This is a genomic window from Streptomyces sp. NPDC059906, assembly GCF_042730645.1.
GTDB classification, from domain to species: domain Bacteria; phylum Actinomycetota; class Actinomycetes; order Streptomycetales; family Streptomycetaceae; genus Streptomyces; species Streptomyces rubrogriseus.
Genome location: NZ_JBHWKU010000015.1, coordinates 152,631 through 167,757, shown reverse-complemented (window position 1 = coordinate 167,757; position 15,127 = coordinate 152,631). Strand labels below are relative to the sequence as shown.

The window sequence follows — 15,127 nt, the reverse complement described above, 5'->3', positions numbered from 1 at the left end:
TCAGGAAGACGGCCTGGCCGGAATCCAGTGAGCTTCGCGCACCGGTCGCCAGCGCCTCCTGTACTGAATGAAGAGGAGCGTGCCCAGTGTCGCCCAGACGGCCACCGCGAGAAACCCCCAAAGCCCGGAGGACCAGCCGGAGTCTTGCGTCAACCACCACAGGACAGCCGCGGAAGGGAGCAAGAAGAAGACCGGCACGACGAGCCACCCGAACACATAGCATCGGATGACTTCGCTCATTCGGACGGAGGACCTTCCGAAGAACTCGTAGCGCGTCGTGTGCACCGTCCCGCCGAGTGCCGGAGACTCGCTGCTCGCTCCCTGCCGCACGTAGTAGCGGCCCCGCGGCAGGACCGGGAACAAGATCACCAACCATGCGGTGGCAAAGAACCGGCCGCTGGTATCCGGCCGTGAGTTGTGCAGCAGCATGGTCCCGATGCCACTGTCGGTTCTCAACTCGGGTATCTCGTCCGGGGACAGCGGCCACACGGGATCAGACACCACCCCATGCTAGCCGTCGAGGACTCCCGGACGCACCGTCACGCCGACAGTGAGGCCGCCGCGTCCGTCCCCCAGCTCGCCAGCAGCCGCAGCGCGTCCGCCGACGGGGAGCCGGGCTCCGCGTGGTAGGTGATGAAGGCCTGTTCGTCGTCGTCGACCAGGCGGAACGTCTCGAAGGACAGGGTCAGGTCGCCGACCAGCGGGTGCCGCATCCGCTTGACGCCGTAGCTCTTCTCCTTGACGTCGTGCGTGGCCCACAGGCGGCGGAACTCCTCGCTCTTCACCGAGAGCTCACCGACCAGCGCGGACAGTCGCGGGTCGTCCGGGTGCCGGCCCGCGTCCATGCGCAGGAAGCTGACCATGTCGTACGCCTTCTGGTCCCAGTCGACGAACAGCTCGCGGTAGTCCGGGTTCAGGAAGACCAGCCGCGCCCAGTTCCGCTCGGCGGGCGGCAGCTTGCCCCAGTCGCCGAAGAGGGCCGCGGCCATCCGGTTCCAGGCGAGGATCTCCGAGCGGCGGCCCGACACGTACGCCGGCACCGTGTCGATCGACTCCAGGAGCTGGAGCAGCGCCACCCGCACCGGCTGCTTGCCCCGCGGGGCCCCGGCCCGCCGGCGCTGCTGCTTCGGCTTCGCCAGGTGCGTCAGGTGGGCCTGCTCCGCGTCGGTCAGCCGCAGCGCGCGGGCGATGGCGTCCAGGACCTCCGCCGACACGTTCTGCCCGTTGCCCTGTTCGAGACGGGTGTAGTACGCCACCGACACCCCGGCCAGCTGCGCCAGCTCCTCGCGCCGCAGCCCGGGCACCCGGCGCTGCCGCCCGTACGACTCCAGGCCCACGTCCTCCGGCTTCAGCCGAGCCCGCCGCGTGCGCAGGAACTCGCTCAGTTCGGCCCGCCGGTCAAGCTGTCCGTCCATGCTTCCAGTATCACCGGACGTATTCCCGGTCGTACGCACATGAGCCTGTCCCCGTCAGTGGTACGCACGCCGGTCGTACGCAAAGCCGTGGTCTGGGTGGATCCGCAGGTCGCAGGCAGGGTGGAAGCATCACCCAGGCACGCCGAGAGAAACCCGGAGAACCCGGCATGACCACTGTCGCCGCGTACGCAGCACCCGCCGCCAAGGCGCCGCTGGAGCGCACCACCATCGAGCGGCGCGAGGTGCGGGAACACGACGTCCTGATCGACATCAAGTTCGCCGGCATCTGCCACTCCGACATCCACCAGGTCAAGGAGGGCTGGGGCGAGGCCATCTTCCCGATGGTCCCCGGCCACGAGATCGCGGGCGTCGTCTCCGCCGTCGGCCCCGGCGTCACCAGGTTCGCCGTCGGCGACCGGGTGGGCGTCGGCTGCATGGTCGACTCCTGCCGCGAGTGCGAGAACTGCAAGGCCGGCCGTGAGCAGTACTGCACGGGCGGCAACGTGATGACCTACAACGGCATCGGCAAGGACGGCGAGCCCACCTACGGCGGCTACTCCGAGAAGGTCGTCGTCGACGAGAACTTCGTCCTCGGCATCCCCGAGGGCATCTCCCTGGACGAGGCCGCGCCCCTGCTGTGCGCCGGCATCACCACGTACTCCCCGCTCAGGCGCTGGAACGCGGGCCCCGGCAAGAAGGTCGCCGTCGTCGGCCTGGGCGGCCTCGGCCACATGGCCGTCAAGCTCGCGCACGCCCTGGGCGCCGAGGTGACCGTGCTGTCGCAGTCCCTGCGCAAGAAGGACGACGGCCTGAAGCTGGGCGCCGACCACTACTACGCCACCAGCGACCCGGCCACCTTCGAGGAGCTGGCCGGCACCTTCGACCTGATCGTCTCCACGGTCTCCGCCCCGCTCGACTTCGCCGCCTACCTGGGGCTGCTGAAGACGGAGGGCACGCTGGCCAACGTCGGCGCTCCCGAGGAGCCCGTCTCCCTCAACCTGTTCGCGCTGCTGGGCGGCGGCAAGTCCCTGACCGGCTCCATGATCGGTGGCATCGCCGAGACCCAGGAGATGCTGGACTTCTGCGCGGAGCACGGCATCGGCGCCGAGATCGAGCTGATCGCCGCGTCCGAGGTCAACGAGGCGTACGAGCGCGTGCTCGGCAGCGACGTGCGGTACCGCTTCGTGATCGACACCGCGACGATCTGATCCCCCGGGAAGATCTTTTCGGATTCTTCCCCCCGCCCTGTCACACAGCCGCCCCGCCCCGGGTCATACCGCCACGACACACAACGGCGGACGTCCGGGGCGGGGCGGTGCCACATCGGCTCCCACCCCGCTCCCCGGACGCCACGGACACCGGGAGCAGCAGCCATGACCCACCCCTCGACCTCCACGACGCCCCTCCTGGTCACCGGCGGCACGGGAACCCTCGGCGGCCACGTCGTCCCGCTGCTGCGGGCGGCCGGACAGGAGGTGCGCGTCCTCACCCGGCGCCCCCGCCCCGACGCGGACGGCATCACCTACGTCACCGGAGACCTGCGCACCGGCGAGGGCGTCGAGGCCGCCGTCGACGGCGTGCACACCGTCCTGCACCTGGCCGGCGGCCCCAAGGGCGACGACGAGGCGACCCGCACCCTGGTGCGCGCCGCGGTCGGTGCGGACGTACGGCACCTCGCGTACATCTCGGTCGTGGGCGCCGACCGCGTCCCGCTGGCCTGGCTGCGCACCAAGCTGGAGTCCGAGCGGGCGATCGCCGGCTCGGGGATCGGCTGGACGGTGCTGCGGGCGGCCCAGTTCCACGAGCTGACCCTGACGATGATCGAGAAGATGACCCGGCTGCCGGTCCTCCCGGTCCCGGGCGGGATGCGGCTGCAACCGGTCGCCGCCCGCGAGGTCGCCGCGCGCCTGGCCGAGCTGACGCTGGCCGAGCCGTCCGGCCGGGTGCCCGACATGACCGGCCCCGAGGTCCACGATCTGGTCACGCTGGCCCGTTCCTACCTCGACGCACGCGGCGGACGCCGGCGTCCGAAGCTGCCGGTGCGCATTCCCGGGAAAGCGGGGCGGGCGTACCGTTCTGGCCAGAACCTCACCCTGGAAGACGCTCTGGTCGGCAAGCTGACGTGGGCCGAATTCCTGGCGGAAAGGGTGACCGTATGAGCCCTCCCGGCGTTTCTGGCCGAAAGTCTGCGCAACCGAAGAATATGCGCATGACAACTATTGCAAAGCGAATGAAAACCTTCGCCCCCTCCTCCGCAAAGGGAGCCGGAGGATCGTTTCCGCAGCGAATTTCGGCGAGATGCTGAATGCGGCACACAGCGTGCCCGCCGGAACCCGGCGGGCATTGCTCCGTCGCGTTCGCAAGGAGATGGCAACGTGGTGCGAAGCAGGGCGAAGGCCGCGGCCGACGCCGCCGACCGGCTGCTGAAGGCCGGTCAGCTGCTGCGGAAGTCCCCGACCACCCTCGACCTGAGGGCCGTGTACCGCACGGACCAGAAAGTCAATGACAGTCCTTATCGGGAGCGGTGGGCGCATGACAAAGTCGTGCGCTCCACGCACGGCGTCAACTGCACGGGTTCCTGCTCGTGGAAGGTGTACGTCAAGGACGGTCTGATCACCTGGGAGACCCAGCAGACGGATTATCCGAGCATCGGTCCCGACCGGCCGGAGTACGAGCCGCGCGGCTGTCCGCGAGGCGCTTCCTTTTCCTGGTACACCTACTCGCCCACCCGCGTTCGCCATCCGTTGGCCCGCGGTGTCCTCGTGGAAATGTACCGGGACGCCAAACGCCGGCACGGCGGCGACCCCGTGGCCGCCTGGGCCGAGCTGACCGGTGACCCCGACAAGCGCCGCCGCTACCAGCGCGCCCGCGGCCACGGCGGCTTCGTCCGCGTCGACTGGGACGAGGCGCTGGAGATCGCCGCCGCCGCCCAGGTGCACACCATCGCCGAGTACGGCCCCGACCGGGTCGCCGGTTTCTCCCCGATCCCCGCCATGTCCATGGCCTCGCACGCGGTCGGCGCCCGCTACCACTCCCTCATCGGCGCCCCGATGATCTCCTTCTACGACTGGTACGCCGACCTGCCGATCGCCTCCCCGCAGGTCTTCGGCGACCAGACCGACGTACCGGAGTCGGGGGACTGGTGGGACGCGGCCCACCTGATGCTGTGGGGCTCCAACGTCCCCGTCACCCGCACCCCGGACGCCCACTGGATGGCGGAGGCCCGCTACCAGGGCCAGAAGGTCGTCGTCGTCTCGCCCGACTACGCGGACGCCACCAAGTTCGCCGACGAGTGGCTGCACCCGCACCCCGGCACCGACGGGGCGCTCGCGATGGCGATGGGGCACGTGCTGCTCACCGAGTTCTTCGTGCGGCGGCAGGTGCCGTACTTCACCGACTACGTGAAGCGCTTCAGCGACCTGCCCTTCCTGGTCGCCCTCGACGAGCACGCGCAGGGGAGGTACACGCCCGGCAAGTTCGTCACCGCCGCCGACCTCGGGCTCGGCCGGCACGCCGACGCCGGGGCGCGGGCCTGGATGCCGGTGCTGATCGACGCCGACACCGACGACGTCGTCGTCCCGAACGGCACCCTCGGCGACCGGTGGGGCAAGGACGGCGCGGGGCGCTGGAACCTCGACCTCGGCGGGACCGACCCGCTCCTCACCCTGCACGGACACACCGACGGCGGCCGTGACAACGGTGTCGAGGTGGTGCTGCCCCGCTTCGACGAACCCGGCGCCACCGTCGTACGCGGCGTACCGGCCCGGGAGATCGGCGGCCGGCTCGTCACCACCGTCTACGACCTGCTGCTCGCCCAGTACGCCGTGGCCCGGCCCGGACTCGCCGGCCAGTGGCCCACCGGCTACGACGACGCCGGCGAACCCTGCACCCCCGCCTGGCAGGAGCGCCTCACCTCGGTCCCGGCGGACGCGGCGGTCCGCACCGCCCGGGAGTTCGCGCGCACCGCCGAGCAGACCCGGGGCCGCTGCATGATCGTCATGGGGGCGGGCACCAACCACTGGTTCCACTCCGACACCATCTACCGCTCCTTCCTCTCCCTGCTCATCCTCACCGGCTGCCAGGGCGTCAACGGCGGCGGCTGGGCCCACTACGTCGGCCAGGAGAAGGTCCGCCCGTACACCGGCTGGCAGCAGCTGTCCACGGCCGCCGACTGGGTCCGGCCCTCGCGGCAGATGGCGGGCACCCCGTACTGGTACCTGCACACCGGCCAGTGGCGGTACGAGTCCCACGCCGCCGACGCCCTCGCGCCGCCCACCGCCCCCGGCACCCTCGCCGGGCGCCACACCGCCGACCTGGTCGCGCAGTCCGCCCGGCTCGGCTGGATGCCGTCCTACCCGACCTTCGACGCCAACCCCCTCGACCTCGGCCGCCGCGCCCGCGAGAGCGGCCAGGACCCCGGTGACTGGATCGCGGAGCAACTCGGCTCGGGCGCCGTCGACTTCGCCTGCGAGGACCCCGACGCGCCCCGCAACTGGCCGCGCGTGCTGACCGTGTGGCGGGCCAACCTGATCGGCTCCTCCGCCAAGGGCAACGAGTACTTCCTGCGCCACCTGCTCGGCGCCCGCGACGGCGCGACCAGCGACGAGGCGCCGCCCGAGCACCGGCCGCGCTCCGTGGCCTGGCGGGACGACGCCCCCGAGGGCAAGCTCGACCTGCTGCTGAGCCTCGACTTCCGGATGACCTCCACGACGCTCTTCTCCGACCTGGTGCTGCCCGCCGCCACCTGGTACGAGAAGCACGACCTGTCCTCCACGGACATGCACCCCTTCGTGCACGCCTTCAGCCCCGCGATCAACCCGCCCTGGCAGGCCCGCACCGACTTCGAGATCTTCCACTCCCTCGCCCGCCGCCTGGGCGAACTCGCCGCCGGCCGGCTCGACACGGCGTACGACCTGCTCGCCACCGCCCTCCAGCACGACACTCCCGGCGAGAGAGCCCAGCCCGGCGGCCGGGTCACCGACTGGCGCGACGGCCGCACCCCCGTCGAGCCGGGCCGCAACGCCCCGGACGTGACCCTCGTCGAACGGGACTACACGGCCGTCGCCGACCGGCTCGCCGCCTTCGGGCCGCTGGCCGAGGAGCACGGCATGACCGTCAAGGGCGTCACCGTCAACCCGCACGAGGAGTCGCGCTGGCTCGCCGCCCGCTGCGGCACCGCCCCCGCCGGGCCCGCCCGCGGCCGCCCCCTGCTCGACACCGACGTCAAGTTCTGCGAGGCGATCCTCGCCCTGTCCGGCACCACCAACGGCCGCCTCGCCGCCGAGGGCTTCGACCGCCTCGCCGACCGCGTCGGCCCCGGCGCCGGGCTCGCGGAGCTGGCCGCGTCGGTGGCGGAGCGGCGCGTGGTCTTCTCGGACACCCAGGAACGGCCCGTGCAGGTCGGCGCGAGCTTCGAGTGGTCCGGCAAGGAGGCGCCCGACCGGCGCTACTCGCCCTTCACCGTCAACACCGAGCACAAGAAGCCCTGGCACACCCTCACCGGCCGCCAGCACTTCTACGTCGACCACGACTGGATGGCCGAGCTGGGCGAACAACTCCCCGTCTACCGGCCGCCGCTGAACCTGGCCGAGCTGGGCGACGCCCCGACGACGGCAGGCGAGAGCGACGGCCGCGCGGTGACCGTCCGCTACCTCACCCCGCACGCCAAGTGGTCCATCCACAGCGAGTACCAGGAGAACCTGCTGATGCAGACCCTGGCCCGCGGCGGCCCCGTCATCTGGATGAGCCCCGCCGACGCCGACGCGATCGGCGCCGCCGACAACGACTGGGTGGAGGCCGTCAACGCGCACGGCGTCGTGGTCGCCCGCGCGGTCGTCTCGCACCGCGTCCCGGACGGCACGGTGCTCATGTACCACGTCCAGGAACGCCTGGTGAACGTGCCGAAGTCGGAGGCGAACGGCCGCCGCGGCGGCGTCCACAACTCCCTCACCAAGCTGCTCGTCAAGCCCACCCACCTCATCGGCGGCTACGGCCAGCTCTCCTTCGCCCCCAACTACTACGGCCCGACCGGCAACCAGCGCGACGCGGTCACCACCATCCGGCGCCGCTCCCAGGAGGTCACGTACTGATGCGCGTCATGGCACAGGTGGCGATGGTCATGAACCTCGACAAGTGCATCGGCTGCCACACCTGCTCGGTCACCTGCAAACAGACCTGGACCAACCGCACCGGCACCGAGTACGTCTGGTTCAACAACGTCGAGACCCGCCCCGGCCAGGGCTACCCCCGCGGCCACGAGGACCAGGAGAAGTGGAAGGGCGGCTGGCACCTCAAGGGCGGGCGCCTCGTCCCGCGCAGCGGCGGCCGGGCCCGCCGCCTCGCCCGCCTCTTCGCCAACCCCGAACTCCCCACCCTGGACGACTACTACCAGCCCTGGACCTACGACTACGAGAACCTCACCACCGCACCCCTCGGCGACGACATCCCCACCGCCCCGCCCCGCTCGGCGATCGACGGCCACCCCACCGCCATCACCTGGGGCCCCAACTGGGACGACGACCTCGGCGGCGGCCCCGACCAGCTCGCCGCCGACCCGCTGCTGGCCCGGATGAGCGAGCAGGTCCGCCTCGACTACGAGCGGGCGTTCATGTTCTACCTGCCGCGCATCTGCGAGCACTGCCTCAACCCGTCCTGCGTCGCCGTCTGCCCCTCCGGCGCCCTCTACAAGCGCGTCGAGGACGGCATCGTCCTGGTCGACCAGGACCGCTGCCGGGGCTGGCGGATGTGCGTCAGCGGCTGCCCGTACAAGAAGGTCTACTTCAACCACGCCACCGGCAAGGCCGAGAAGTGCACCTTCTGCTACCCGCGCATCGAGGCCGGCGACCCGACCGTCTGCTCCGAGACCTGCGTCGGCCGGCTGCGCTACCTCGGCGTCATGCTCTACGACCCCGACAAGGTCGGCGCCGCCGCCTCCGTCACCGACGAGAAGGACCTGTACGAGGCCCAGCTCGGCTGCTTCCTCGACCCCGACGACCCCGAGGTGGCCCGCGCGGCGGAAGCCTCCGGCATCCCGCACGACTGGGTCGAGGCCGCGCGCCGCTCCCCGGTCCACGCGCTGATCACCCGGTACCGCGTCGCGCTCCCGCTGCACCCGGAGTACCGCACGATGCCGATGGTCTGGTACGTCCCGCCGCTCTCCCCGGTCGTCGACGCCCTCACCGGCAGCGGCCACGACGGGGAGGACCCGGCCGCGCTGTTCGGCGCGATCGACACGCTGCGCATCCCCCTCGGCTACCTCGCCGAACTCTTCACCGCGGGCGATCCCGGTCCCGTCGAGGCCGCCCTGTGCCGGCTGGCCGCGATGCGCTCCCACATGCGGCGCGTCAACCTCGGCGAGGAACAGGACCCGCGGATCGCCGAGGCGGTCGGACTGGACGAGCCGGGCATCCTGGAGCTGTACCGGCTGCTCGCCCTCGCCAAGTACGACGAGCGGTACGTCATCCCGACCGCCTACACCGGCTCCGTCCCCGACCCGGGCGGCACCGGGGCGGGCTGCAGCCTGGACGGCGTGGGCGGGCCGGGGATGATGCCGATGCCGGACGGCGCGGGCGGCGGCTCCGGCTCCGGCTCCGGCTCCGGTTCCGGCTCCGGCTCCGGTTCCGGTTCCGGTTCCGGTTCCGGGGAGTTCGACCCCGACGCCTTCCACGCGCCGCCGACCGCCGGGTCCGGCACGTCGTCCGCGCTGCGCGGCCGGGTCAACCTCCTGAACTGGAACGGCAGGGGACGCCCGAACGGCCTCTTCCCGCGCGCCCGCGGCACCGTGCGGACGGAGCCGGAACTGTGAACCGCGGCCGCACGGGGAACACCACCAACGCCGCGGTGGTCTTCCAGGCCGCCGCCCTGCTCCTCGGTTACCCGGACCGGGACTGGCCCCGCCGCCCGCACACCGTCCGCGAGACGGTCGCCGAACTCCCCGGCCCCGAGATCCAGCTCCTGCTCTCCTTCTGCGACCGGGCGGAGCGGGAGGACCCCCTCGCCGTCGCCGCCCGGTACGTCGCCACCTTCGACCGCAGCCGCCGGCGCTGCCTCTACCTCACCTACTACACCGACGGCGACACCCGCCGCCGGGGCGCCGCGCTGGCCCGTATCAAGTCCGTGTACCGCACCCACGGCTGGCTGCCGCCGGACGACGAACTGCCCGACTTCCTGCCGCTGATGCTGGAGTTCGCCGCCCGCACCCCCGAGGCGGGCACCGCACTGCTGACGGAACACCGCGCGGCGGTCGAGGTCCTGCGCTACGCCCTCGAAGCCCACCGCAGCCCCTACGCCGCCCTCCTCCAGGCCGTCGGCCGGTGCCTGCCGGGCCGGGCACCGGCCAGCCGGGAGGAGGCCCTGCGCCTGACCCGGACCGGCCCGCCGACCGAGGCGGTGGGCCTCGACGTCCTGGGACCCTTCCCCGCCCAGCCGGGGCAACCCGCCCACCCTGGGCCGGCGAACGACGAAGGAGCCCGCCGATGAGGCACCTGCACACCGCCCTGTGGGGCGTGCTGCCCTACCTGACCCTGGTGGTGCTGGTGGCGGGGACGGCCTGGCGCTACCGCTACGACCGCTTCGGCTTCACCACCCGTTCCAGCCAGCTGCACGAGAGCCGGCTGCTGCGGATCGCGGGCCCGCTCTTCCACTACGGCCTGCTGTTCGTGATCGCCGGCCACGTGGCCGGGCTCCTGGTCCCCGAGTCGCTGACCGACCGCCTCCACGTCAGCGAGCGCGTCTACCATGCCAACGCCCTGATCGCGGGCGGCGCCGCGGGCCTGGCGACCCTGGCGGGCCTGTCCCTCCTCCTGTACCGGCGCCTGCGCACCCCCGCGATCCGGGCCGCGACCAGCCGGAGCGACCGAGTGGTCTACCCCCTGCTGATCACGGTCGTCCTCGCCGGACTGACGGCCACCGCGTCCGGCGCGACGGCGACGTCCACGTACGACTACCGGCTCGGCGTCTCGGTCTGGTTCCGCAGCCTGTTCGCACTGGACCCGGACGTGACCGCCATGGCCCAGGCCCCGCTGGTCTACCGCCTGCACGCGCTCCTCGCCATGGCCCTGTTCGCCCTGTGGCCCTGCACGCGCCTGATCCACGCCTTCACGGCGCCGATCGGCTACCTGGTGCGGCCGTACGTCGTGTACCGCTACCGGGGGCGCGGCGAGGTGGGACCGGGCCGGCCGGGACGCTGACGCCTCGGCGCCCGCCCCTCGGCGCCCGCCCCACGGCGCCCGCCCCACGGAGCCCGCCCCACGGAGCCCGCCCCACGGCGTCCGCCGTTCAGCCGGCCGCCGGGTGGCGCCGGCGCCGACGGCGCAGCGCCGGGTCGAGCAGCGCGGGCGTGGCGTCGAACTTCTCGTGCGCGGCGAGGTCGGTCCCCGGCGCGACGACGGCGTCGACCGCGTCGAGGACGTCGTCGGAGAGCACCGTGCCGGCGGCGGCGAGCTGGGAGTGGAGGTGGTCCAGGGTGCGGGGCCCGACGAGCGCGGCGGTGACGGCGGGGTGCGCGGTGACGAAGCCGAGCGCGAGCTGGATCAGGGTGAGCCCGGCCTCGTCGGCGACCGCGGCCAGCTTCTCGACGGCGTCGAGCCGGGCGCGGTTGGCGGGCAGCGCGGTGTCGAAGCGCTCGGGAAGGATCACGGACCGGTGCGTGTCGACCTCCCGCCCCGCGCGCACCGCCCCCGACAGCCATCCCGAGGCCAGCGGGCTCCACACCAACACGCCGAGCCCGTACTGCTCGGTCACCGGCAGCACGTGGCTCTCGACCCCGCGCTGCAGGAGGGAGTAGCTGGGCTGCTCGGTGACGTAGCGGCTCAGCCGGTGCTCGCGGGCGGCCCACTGGGCCTCGACGATGCGGTAGGCCGGGAAGGTGGAGGACCCGAAGTACCGGATCTTCCCGGCGCGCTGCAGATCGGTGAGCGCGGACAGCGTCTCCTCGTCGCTCGTGTTCGGGTCCCACCGGTGGATCTGGTAGAGATCCACGTGGTCGACGCCGAGCCGGCGCAGGCTGTTGTCCAGCTCGGTGACCAGCCAGCGGCGCGAGGCACCCTGGTGGTTGGGCTCGTCACTCATCGGCATGTACGCCTTCGTGGCCAGCACGATGTCGTCGCGACGCCCGGCGATCGCCTTGCCGACCATCTCCTCCGACTCGCCGCGGCCGTACATGTCGGCGGTGTCGATGAGGTTGATCCCGCCCTCCACGGCGGCGTCGACGATGGCGGTGGCCTCGTCCTGGGTGGTACGCCCGATGCTGCCGAAGTTCATGGCGCCGAGCGCCAGCGAGCTGACCTGCACACCGGTGCGGCCCAAGGTGCGGTACTGCATGACGGTTCCTCCGTTGGGGGCATGACTTGGTGGCGGGCTCGGTGCTCTGGCATCATGAGGACACCAAGCGGAACGCCGTCCCGTTTACTCGGCCAACAATACGGAACGGTGTCCCGTTTATCAATCGGTGAAGGGAACGGCACGGTGAAGGACGGCGAAGCGGCGACGGGACAGGCGGCCTCCCGGCCCAAGCGCGCGGACGCCCGGCGCAACGAGAAGACCCTGCTCGACGCGGCCGCCGCGGTGTTCGTCAGATCGGGAGTGGAGGCCCCCGTGCGCGACATCGCGGCCGAGGCCGGGGTCGGCACGGCCACGATCTACCGTCACTTCCCGACCCGGGCGGACCTCATCATCGGCGTCTACCGGCACCAGGTGGAGGCCTGTGCCGAGGCCGGTCCCGCCCTGCTGGCGAGCAGCCCGACCCCGTACGCCGCGCTCGCCGGCTGGATCGACCTGTTCGTCGACTTCCTGGTCACCAAGCACGGCCTCGCCGCGGTCCTCCAGTCCGACAGCGCGGGCTTCGAGACCCTCCACGCGTACTTCCTCGACCGCCTCGTCCCCGTCTGCACCGACCTCCTCGCCGCCGCCACCGACTCCGGCGAGATCGCCACCGACGTACCGCCCCTGGCGCTCATGCGCGGTGTCGGCAACCTCTGCATCGGCGCGGAGACCCCCAACCCGAGTTACGACGCGCGGCAATTGGTGGGGGTGCTGGTCGCGGGGTTGCGCCGACGGGACTGACGGGGCGGGACGACCCGGCCGGCCGCGTACGACGGGCCCGGCCCGCACCCGGCCCGTCATGATCTCCGGCGTTGACCCCGTACCGGCCCCGCGCGCACAATCCGGTGGCCGGCGACGTTCGCCGGCCGACAGGGGGGGGACCATGGACCGGGACTGCCGTACGCGAGAGACTCTCACCGCGATCGCCTACAACCCGGCGGCACCGGCCGAGATCCTGATCAGGCTGCTGAGCACGGAAGCCGCCGCGGCCTGGGACATCGTCGCCTGGCGTGCCCTGCCGGACCAGGTGATCGACGCCGTCCTCGCGCACCCCGACCGCAGGGTGCGGGGCGCGTTCACGGCGAACGTCGCGGTGGCGGCGGAGCAACGCGCCAGGCTGGTGGACGACCCCGACGCACGCGTCCGCCGGGAACTGGCCTACGGACCGGACTGGTTCCGGGTCCCCGCGCCACCCCTGCCCCGGTCCGTCCAGCGTCGCCTGCTCGCCGATCCGGACCCCGTGGTCCGCGAGGGCGCGGCGTTCTGCCGTCACACGGACCCCGACCTGGTCGCCGGACTCGCCGGTCATCAGGAAGCCGGCCTTCGGCGAGCGGCCTGCGGCCAGTGGTCCCTGCTCTCCGAGGACGCCCGTCAGCGACTGCTCCGGGACGCCGACGACGGAGTCCGCAAGGCGGCGATGATGAGGGCCTGCCGCGACGACGCGCACTGGACGGACCTCCTCCTCGCCACCGAGTTGGGTTCCTTCGACCGGCACGAGGTGATCCGCCGCGGTGGGATGACGACCACGACCGCCGAACGCCTCGCGACCAGCGGTGAAGAGGCCGACCGGTGCGAACTGGCGGCGAACCTCGCCGTCCCCGTCGACATCGTCCGAACCCTGAAGGACGACGAGGTGCACAGCGTCCGGCTGGCGGTGTCGGTACGGCCGGAGCTGACGGAGAGCGAACGCCTCGCCGTCGACGTCACCATCAAGCCGTCCGACCGCCTCCAGCCCGTCGAGTGGGTCCGCCTCTGCGACGACCCGGACGCCCTGCGGCAGTGCGCCAAGTCGGCCAACAGCCTGCTACGGCGCAGCGCCGCCCTCAGCCCGCACCTCCCCGCCGACGCCGTCGCCCTCCTCGCAGAGGACGACGACTACGCCGTGCGGCTCCTGCTGTGCGAGAACCAGCCGACCGTCGACGGCGAAGTGGTGCTGCAGACGTACCTGGACTGCGAGGTCATCACCAAGGGCGCGCTGCTGCGCCACCCGAACTTCCCGACTGCGGGCAACGGTGAGCGCTTCGCCGACGACCCCCGTCCGGAGAGGCGAGTGCTGGTGGGGCTCGACCCCGAAGCGCCCGTGGACATCGTGACCCGCCTGCTCGCCGACTCCGACGGGCGTGTACGTGCCATGGCGGCCGCGCACCCCGCGCTGCCGGTCGCACTCATCCTGCGCAGCTGCGAGGACCCGGAACTCTCCTCCCACGCGCTGACCAACGCGAGCCTGCCCGCGGAAGCCATGCACCGGTACCTGGACGCGGCGGGCGTACCCCGCTGAGCCGTACCGCCGCGGCGGCCCGTCCGCAGCAGCGCCAAGTCATCCCCGGGAACGACGGCTTGACTCCCGTCACGCCTCGCTCAAAGACTTCCGGTGCCGCTCTCCTGGGCCTTGAGGAGTTCGTCGCCGTGTTCGACCGCCCAGCGCCCCAGCGCCGTCATCTGGGCGATGAACCGCTGCAGGGGCGCCAGATCCGATCCCTACCGGGACTGGTCCGCGGCTGGGGGATGAGCGGTTGCCCGGCGGCGGAGGTGGTCATTGCTACTCCCATGGGCGCGATTCTGGTCCCACGCATCAGGCTGTCCGGCACACGCGTCGACGCACCGCCCGAACGGGTGAGGCGGAACCGATACGCCCGTCCGAGGCGGTCACGCACCCGCTGCCCTGGTCGGGCGGAAGGCCGGGCATGGAATCGTTGGGGAGCCCGGTGTGTTGCACACAGGGTGGAGACGGAGGCCGGTGACGTGCGGGCCGAGCGCTCCGAACGACCGGGTCGAGAGAATTTTGGAGGGCCGCGATGGCTGCGCAGACGCAGAGGGCCGTGCTGGCGGGCGGGTGCTTCTGGGGCATGGAGGAGCTGATCCGTCGGCTTCCGGGCGTGACCGCGACCCGGGTCGGATACACCGGGGGTGACGTCCCGAACGCGACGTACCGCAATCACGGCACGCACGCGGAGGCCATCGAGATCCTCTTCGACCCCGAGGCGACCGACTACCGCGCGCTCCTGGAGTTCTTCTTCCAGATCCACGACCCGAGCACCAAGAACCGCCAGGGCAACGACATCGGCCTCAGCTACCGCTCGGCGATCTACTACGTGGACGACGAGCAGAAGCGGGTCGCCGAGGACACGATCGCGGACGTGGACGCCTCCGGACTGTGGCCCGGCAAGGTCGTCACCGAGGTGGAGCCGGTCGGCCCCTTCTGGGAGGCCGAGCCGGAGCACCAGGACTACCTGCAGCGTTACCCGGACGGGTACACCTGCCACTTCCCGCGCCCGGGGTGGCGACTGCCCGCCCGCAGCGGCAGCGAGGGCTGAGCGTCCGAGGCTCAGCGGGACGAGACTCAGCGGGACGCGGTCCGGCCGGTGACGGCGGGGCCGCGTTCCTGTGAGCGT

Annotated in this window: 12 protein-coding genes; 9 read left to right on the top strand and 3 right to left on the bottom strand. The window is 72.1% G+C overall.

Translation table 11 applies throughout. The features are described from left to right. Nucleotides 1-501: a hypothetical protein gene (locus ACFV9J_RS23385; RefSeq protein ID WP_385356827.1), complete on the bottom strand. Its 501-nt coding sequence runs from the start codon at nt 499-501 to the stop codon at nt 1-3. Nucleotides 502-539: 38 nt separating this feature from the next. Beyond that, entirely contained in the window at nt 540-1,415 is an 876-nt protein-coding gene (locus ACFV9J_RS23380; protein WP_385356826.1) for a helix-turn-helix domain-containing protein, read from the bottom strand. A gap of 167 nt (nt 1,416-1,582) precedes the next feature. Here ACFV9J_RS23380 and ACFV9J_RS23375 point away from each other — a divergent pair, with 167 nt between their 5' ends. The 6 genes from ACFV9J_RS23375 (at nt 1,583) to narI (ending at nt 10,603) form a co-directional block, all read left to right on the top strand. Further along, nucleotides 1,583-2,623 (top strand): NAD(P)-dependent alcohol dehydrogenase, encoded by a 1,041-nt coding sequence (locus tag ACFV9J_RS23375; protein ID WP_385356824.1) that lies wholly within the window; start codon nt 1,583-1,585, stop codon nt 2,621-2,623. A 165-nt stretch (nt 2,624-2,788) separates the two neighbouring features. Next, complete coding sequence (locus tag ACFV9J_RS23370; RefSeq protein ID WP_385356822.1) at nt 2,789-3,574, top strand: SDR family oxidoreductase; 786 nt, start codon at nt 2,789-2,791, stop codon at nt 3,572-3,574. Nucleotides 3,575-3,790: 216 nt separating this feature from the next. Next, nucleotides 3,791-7,504 (top strand): nitrate reductase subunit alpha, encoded by a 3,714-nt coding sequence (locus ACFV9J_RS23365; RefSeq protein WP_385356821.1) that lies wholly within the window; start codon nt 3,791-3,793, stop codon nt 7,502-7,504. After that, nucleotides 7,504-9,219 carry a nitrate reductase subunit beta gene (gene narH, locus ACFV9J_RS23360; RefSeq protein WP_385356819.1) on the top strand — a complete coding sequence of 572 codons (1,716 nt, stop codon included), beginning with the start codon at nt 7,504-7,506 and terminating at the stop codon, nt 9,217-9,219. Before ACFV9J_RS23365 ends, narH begins: the two co-directional genes overlap by 1 nt. After that, complete coding sequence (narJ, locus tag ACFV9J_RS23355) at nt 9,216-9,893, top strand: nitrate reductase molybdenum cofactor assembly chaperone (RefSeq protein WP_385356818.1); 678 nt, start codon at nt 9,216-9,218, stop codon at nt 9,891-9,893. The genes narH and narJ overlap by 4 nt, the downstream gene beginning before the upstream one ends. Then, nucleotides 9,890-10,603 (top strand): respiratory nitrate reductase subunit gamma, encoded by a 714-nt coding sequence (gene narI, locus ACFV9J_RS23350; RefSeq protein WP_385356817.1) that lies wholly within the window; start codon nt 9,890-9,892, stop codon nt 10,601-10,603. The genes narJ and narI overlap by 4 nt, the downstream gene beginning before the upstream one ends. An 88-nt stretch (nt 10,604-10,691) precedes the next feature. Here the strand turns inward: narI and ACFV9J_RS23345 are convergent, their stop codons facing one another. Further along, nucleotides 10,692-11,735, bottom strand: coding sequence for an aldo/keto reductase (locus tag ACFV9J_RS23345; RefSeq protein WP_385356816.1), 1,044 nt, complete (start codon nt 11,733-11,735; stop codon nt 10,692-10,694). Between the two features lie 144 nt (nt 11,736-11,879). On the opposite strand from ACFV9J_RS23345, the gene ACFV9J_RS23340 reads away from it, so the two are divergent. The 3 genes from ACFV9J_RS23340 (at nt 11,880) to msrA (ending at nt 15,049) form a co-directional block, all read left to right on the top strand. Further along, a complete protein-coding gene (locus ACFV9J_RS23340; RefSeq protein WP_385356815.1) occupies nt 11,880-12,476 on the top strand; it encodes a TetR/AcrR family transcriptional regulator in 597 nt (198 codons plus the stop codon). 142 nt (nt 12,477-12,618) lie between these two features. Next, nucleotides 12,619-14,013: a hypothetical protein gene (locus tag ACFV9J_RS23335; RefSeq protein WP_385356814.1), complete on the top strand. Its 1,395-nt coding sequence runs from the start codon at nt 12,619-12,621 to the stop codon at nt 14,011-14,013. A gap of 517 nt (nt 14,014-14,530) precedes the next feature. Beyond that, on the top strand, nt 14,531-15,049 hold the full coding sequence (gene msrA / locus ACFV9J_RS23330; protein WP_385356813.1) for a peptide-methionine (S)-S-oxide reductase MsrA: 519 nt from the start codon (nt 14,531-14,533) through the stop codon (nt 15,047-15,049). The last annotated feature ends 78 nt before the right edge of the window (nt 15,050-15,127 follow it).

Coding starts and splice junctions, on each gene's coding strand:
- ACFV9J_RS23335 (WP_385356814.1), top strand. CDS start 12,619: ATGGACCGGGACTGCCGTACGCGAGAGACTCTCACCGCGATCGCCTAC.
- narH (WP_385356819.1), top strand. CDS start 7,504: ATGCGCGTCATGGCACAGGTGGCGATGGTCATGAACCTCGACAAGTGC.
- ACFV9J_RS23375 (WP_385356824.1), top strand. CDS start 1,583: ATGACCACTGTCGCCGCGTACGCAGCACCCGCCGCCAAGGCGCCGCTG.
- ACFV9J_RS23370 (WP_385356822.1), top strand. CDS start 2,789: ATGACCCACCCCTCGACCTCCACGACGCCCCTCCTGGTCACCGGCGGC.
- ACFV9J_RS23345 (WP_385356816.1), bottom strand. CDS start 11,735: ATGCAGTACCGCACCTTGGGCCGCACCGGTGTGCAGGTCAGCTCGCTG.
- narI (WP_385356817.1), top strand. CDS start 9,890: ATGAGGCACCTGCACACCGCCCTGTGGGGCGTGCTGCCCTACCTGACC.
- ACFV9J_RS23380 (WP_385356826.1), bottom strand. CDS start 1,415: ATGGACGGACAGCTTGACCGGCGGGCCGAACTGAGCGAGTTCCTGCGC.
- msrA (WP_385356813.1), top strand. CDS start 14,531: ATGGCTGCGCAGACGCAGAGGGCCGTGCTGGCGGGCGGGTGCTTCTGG.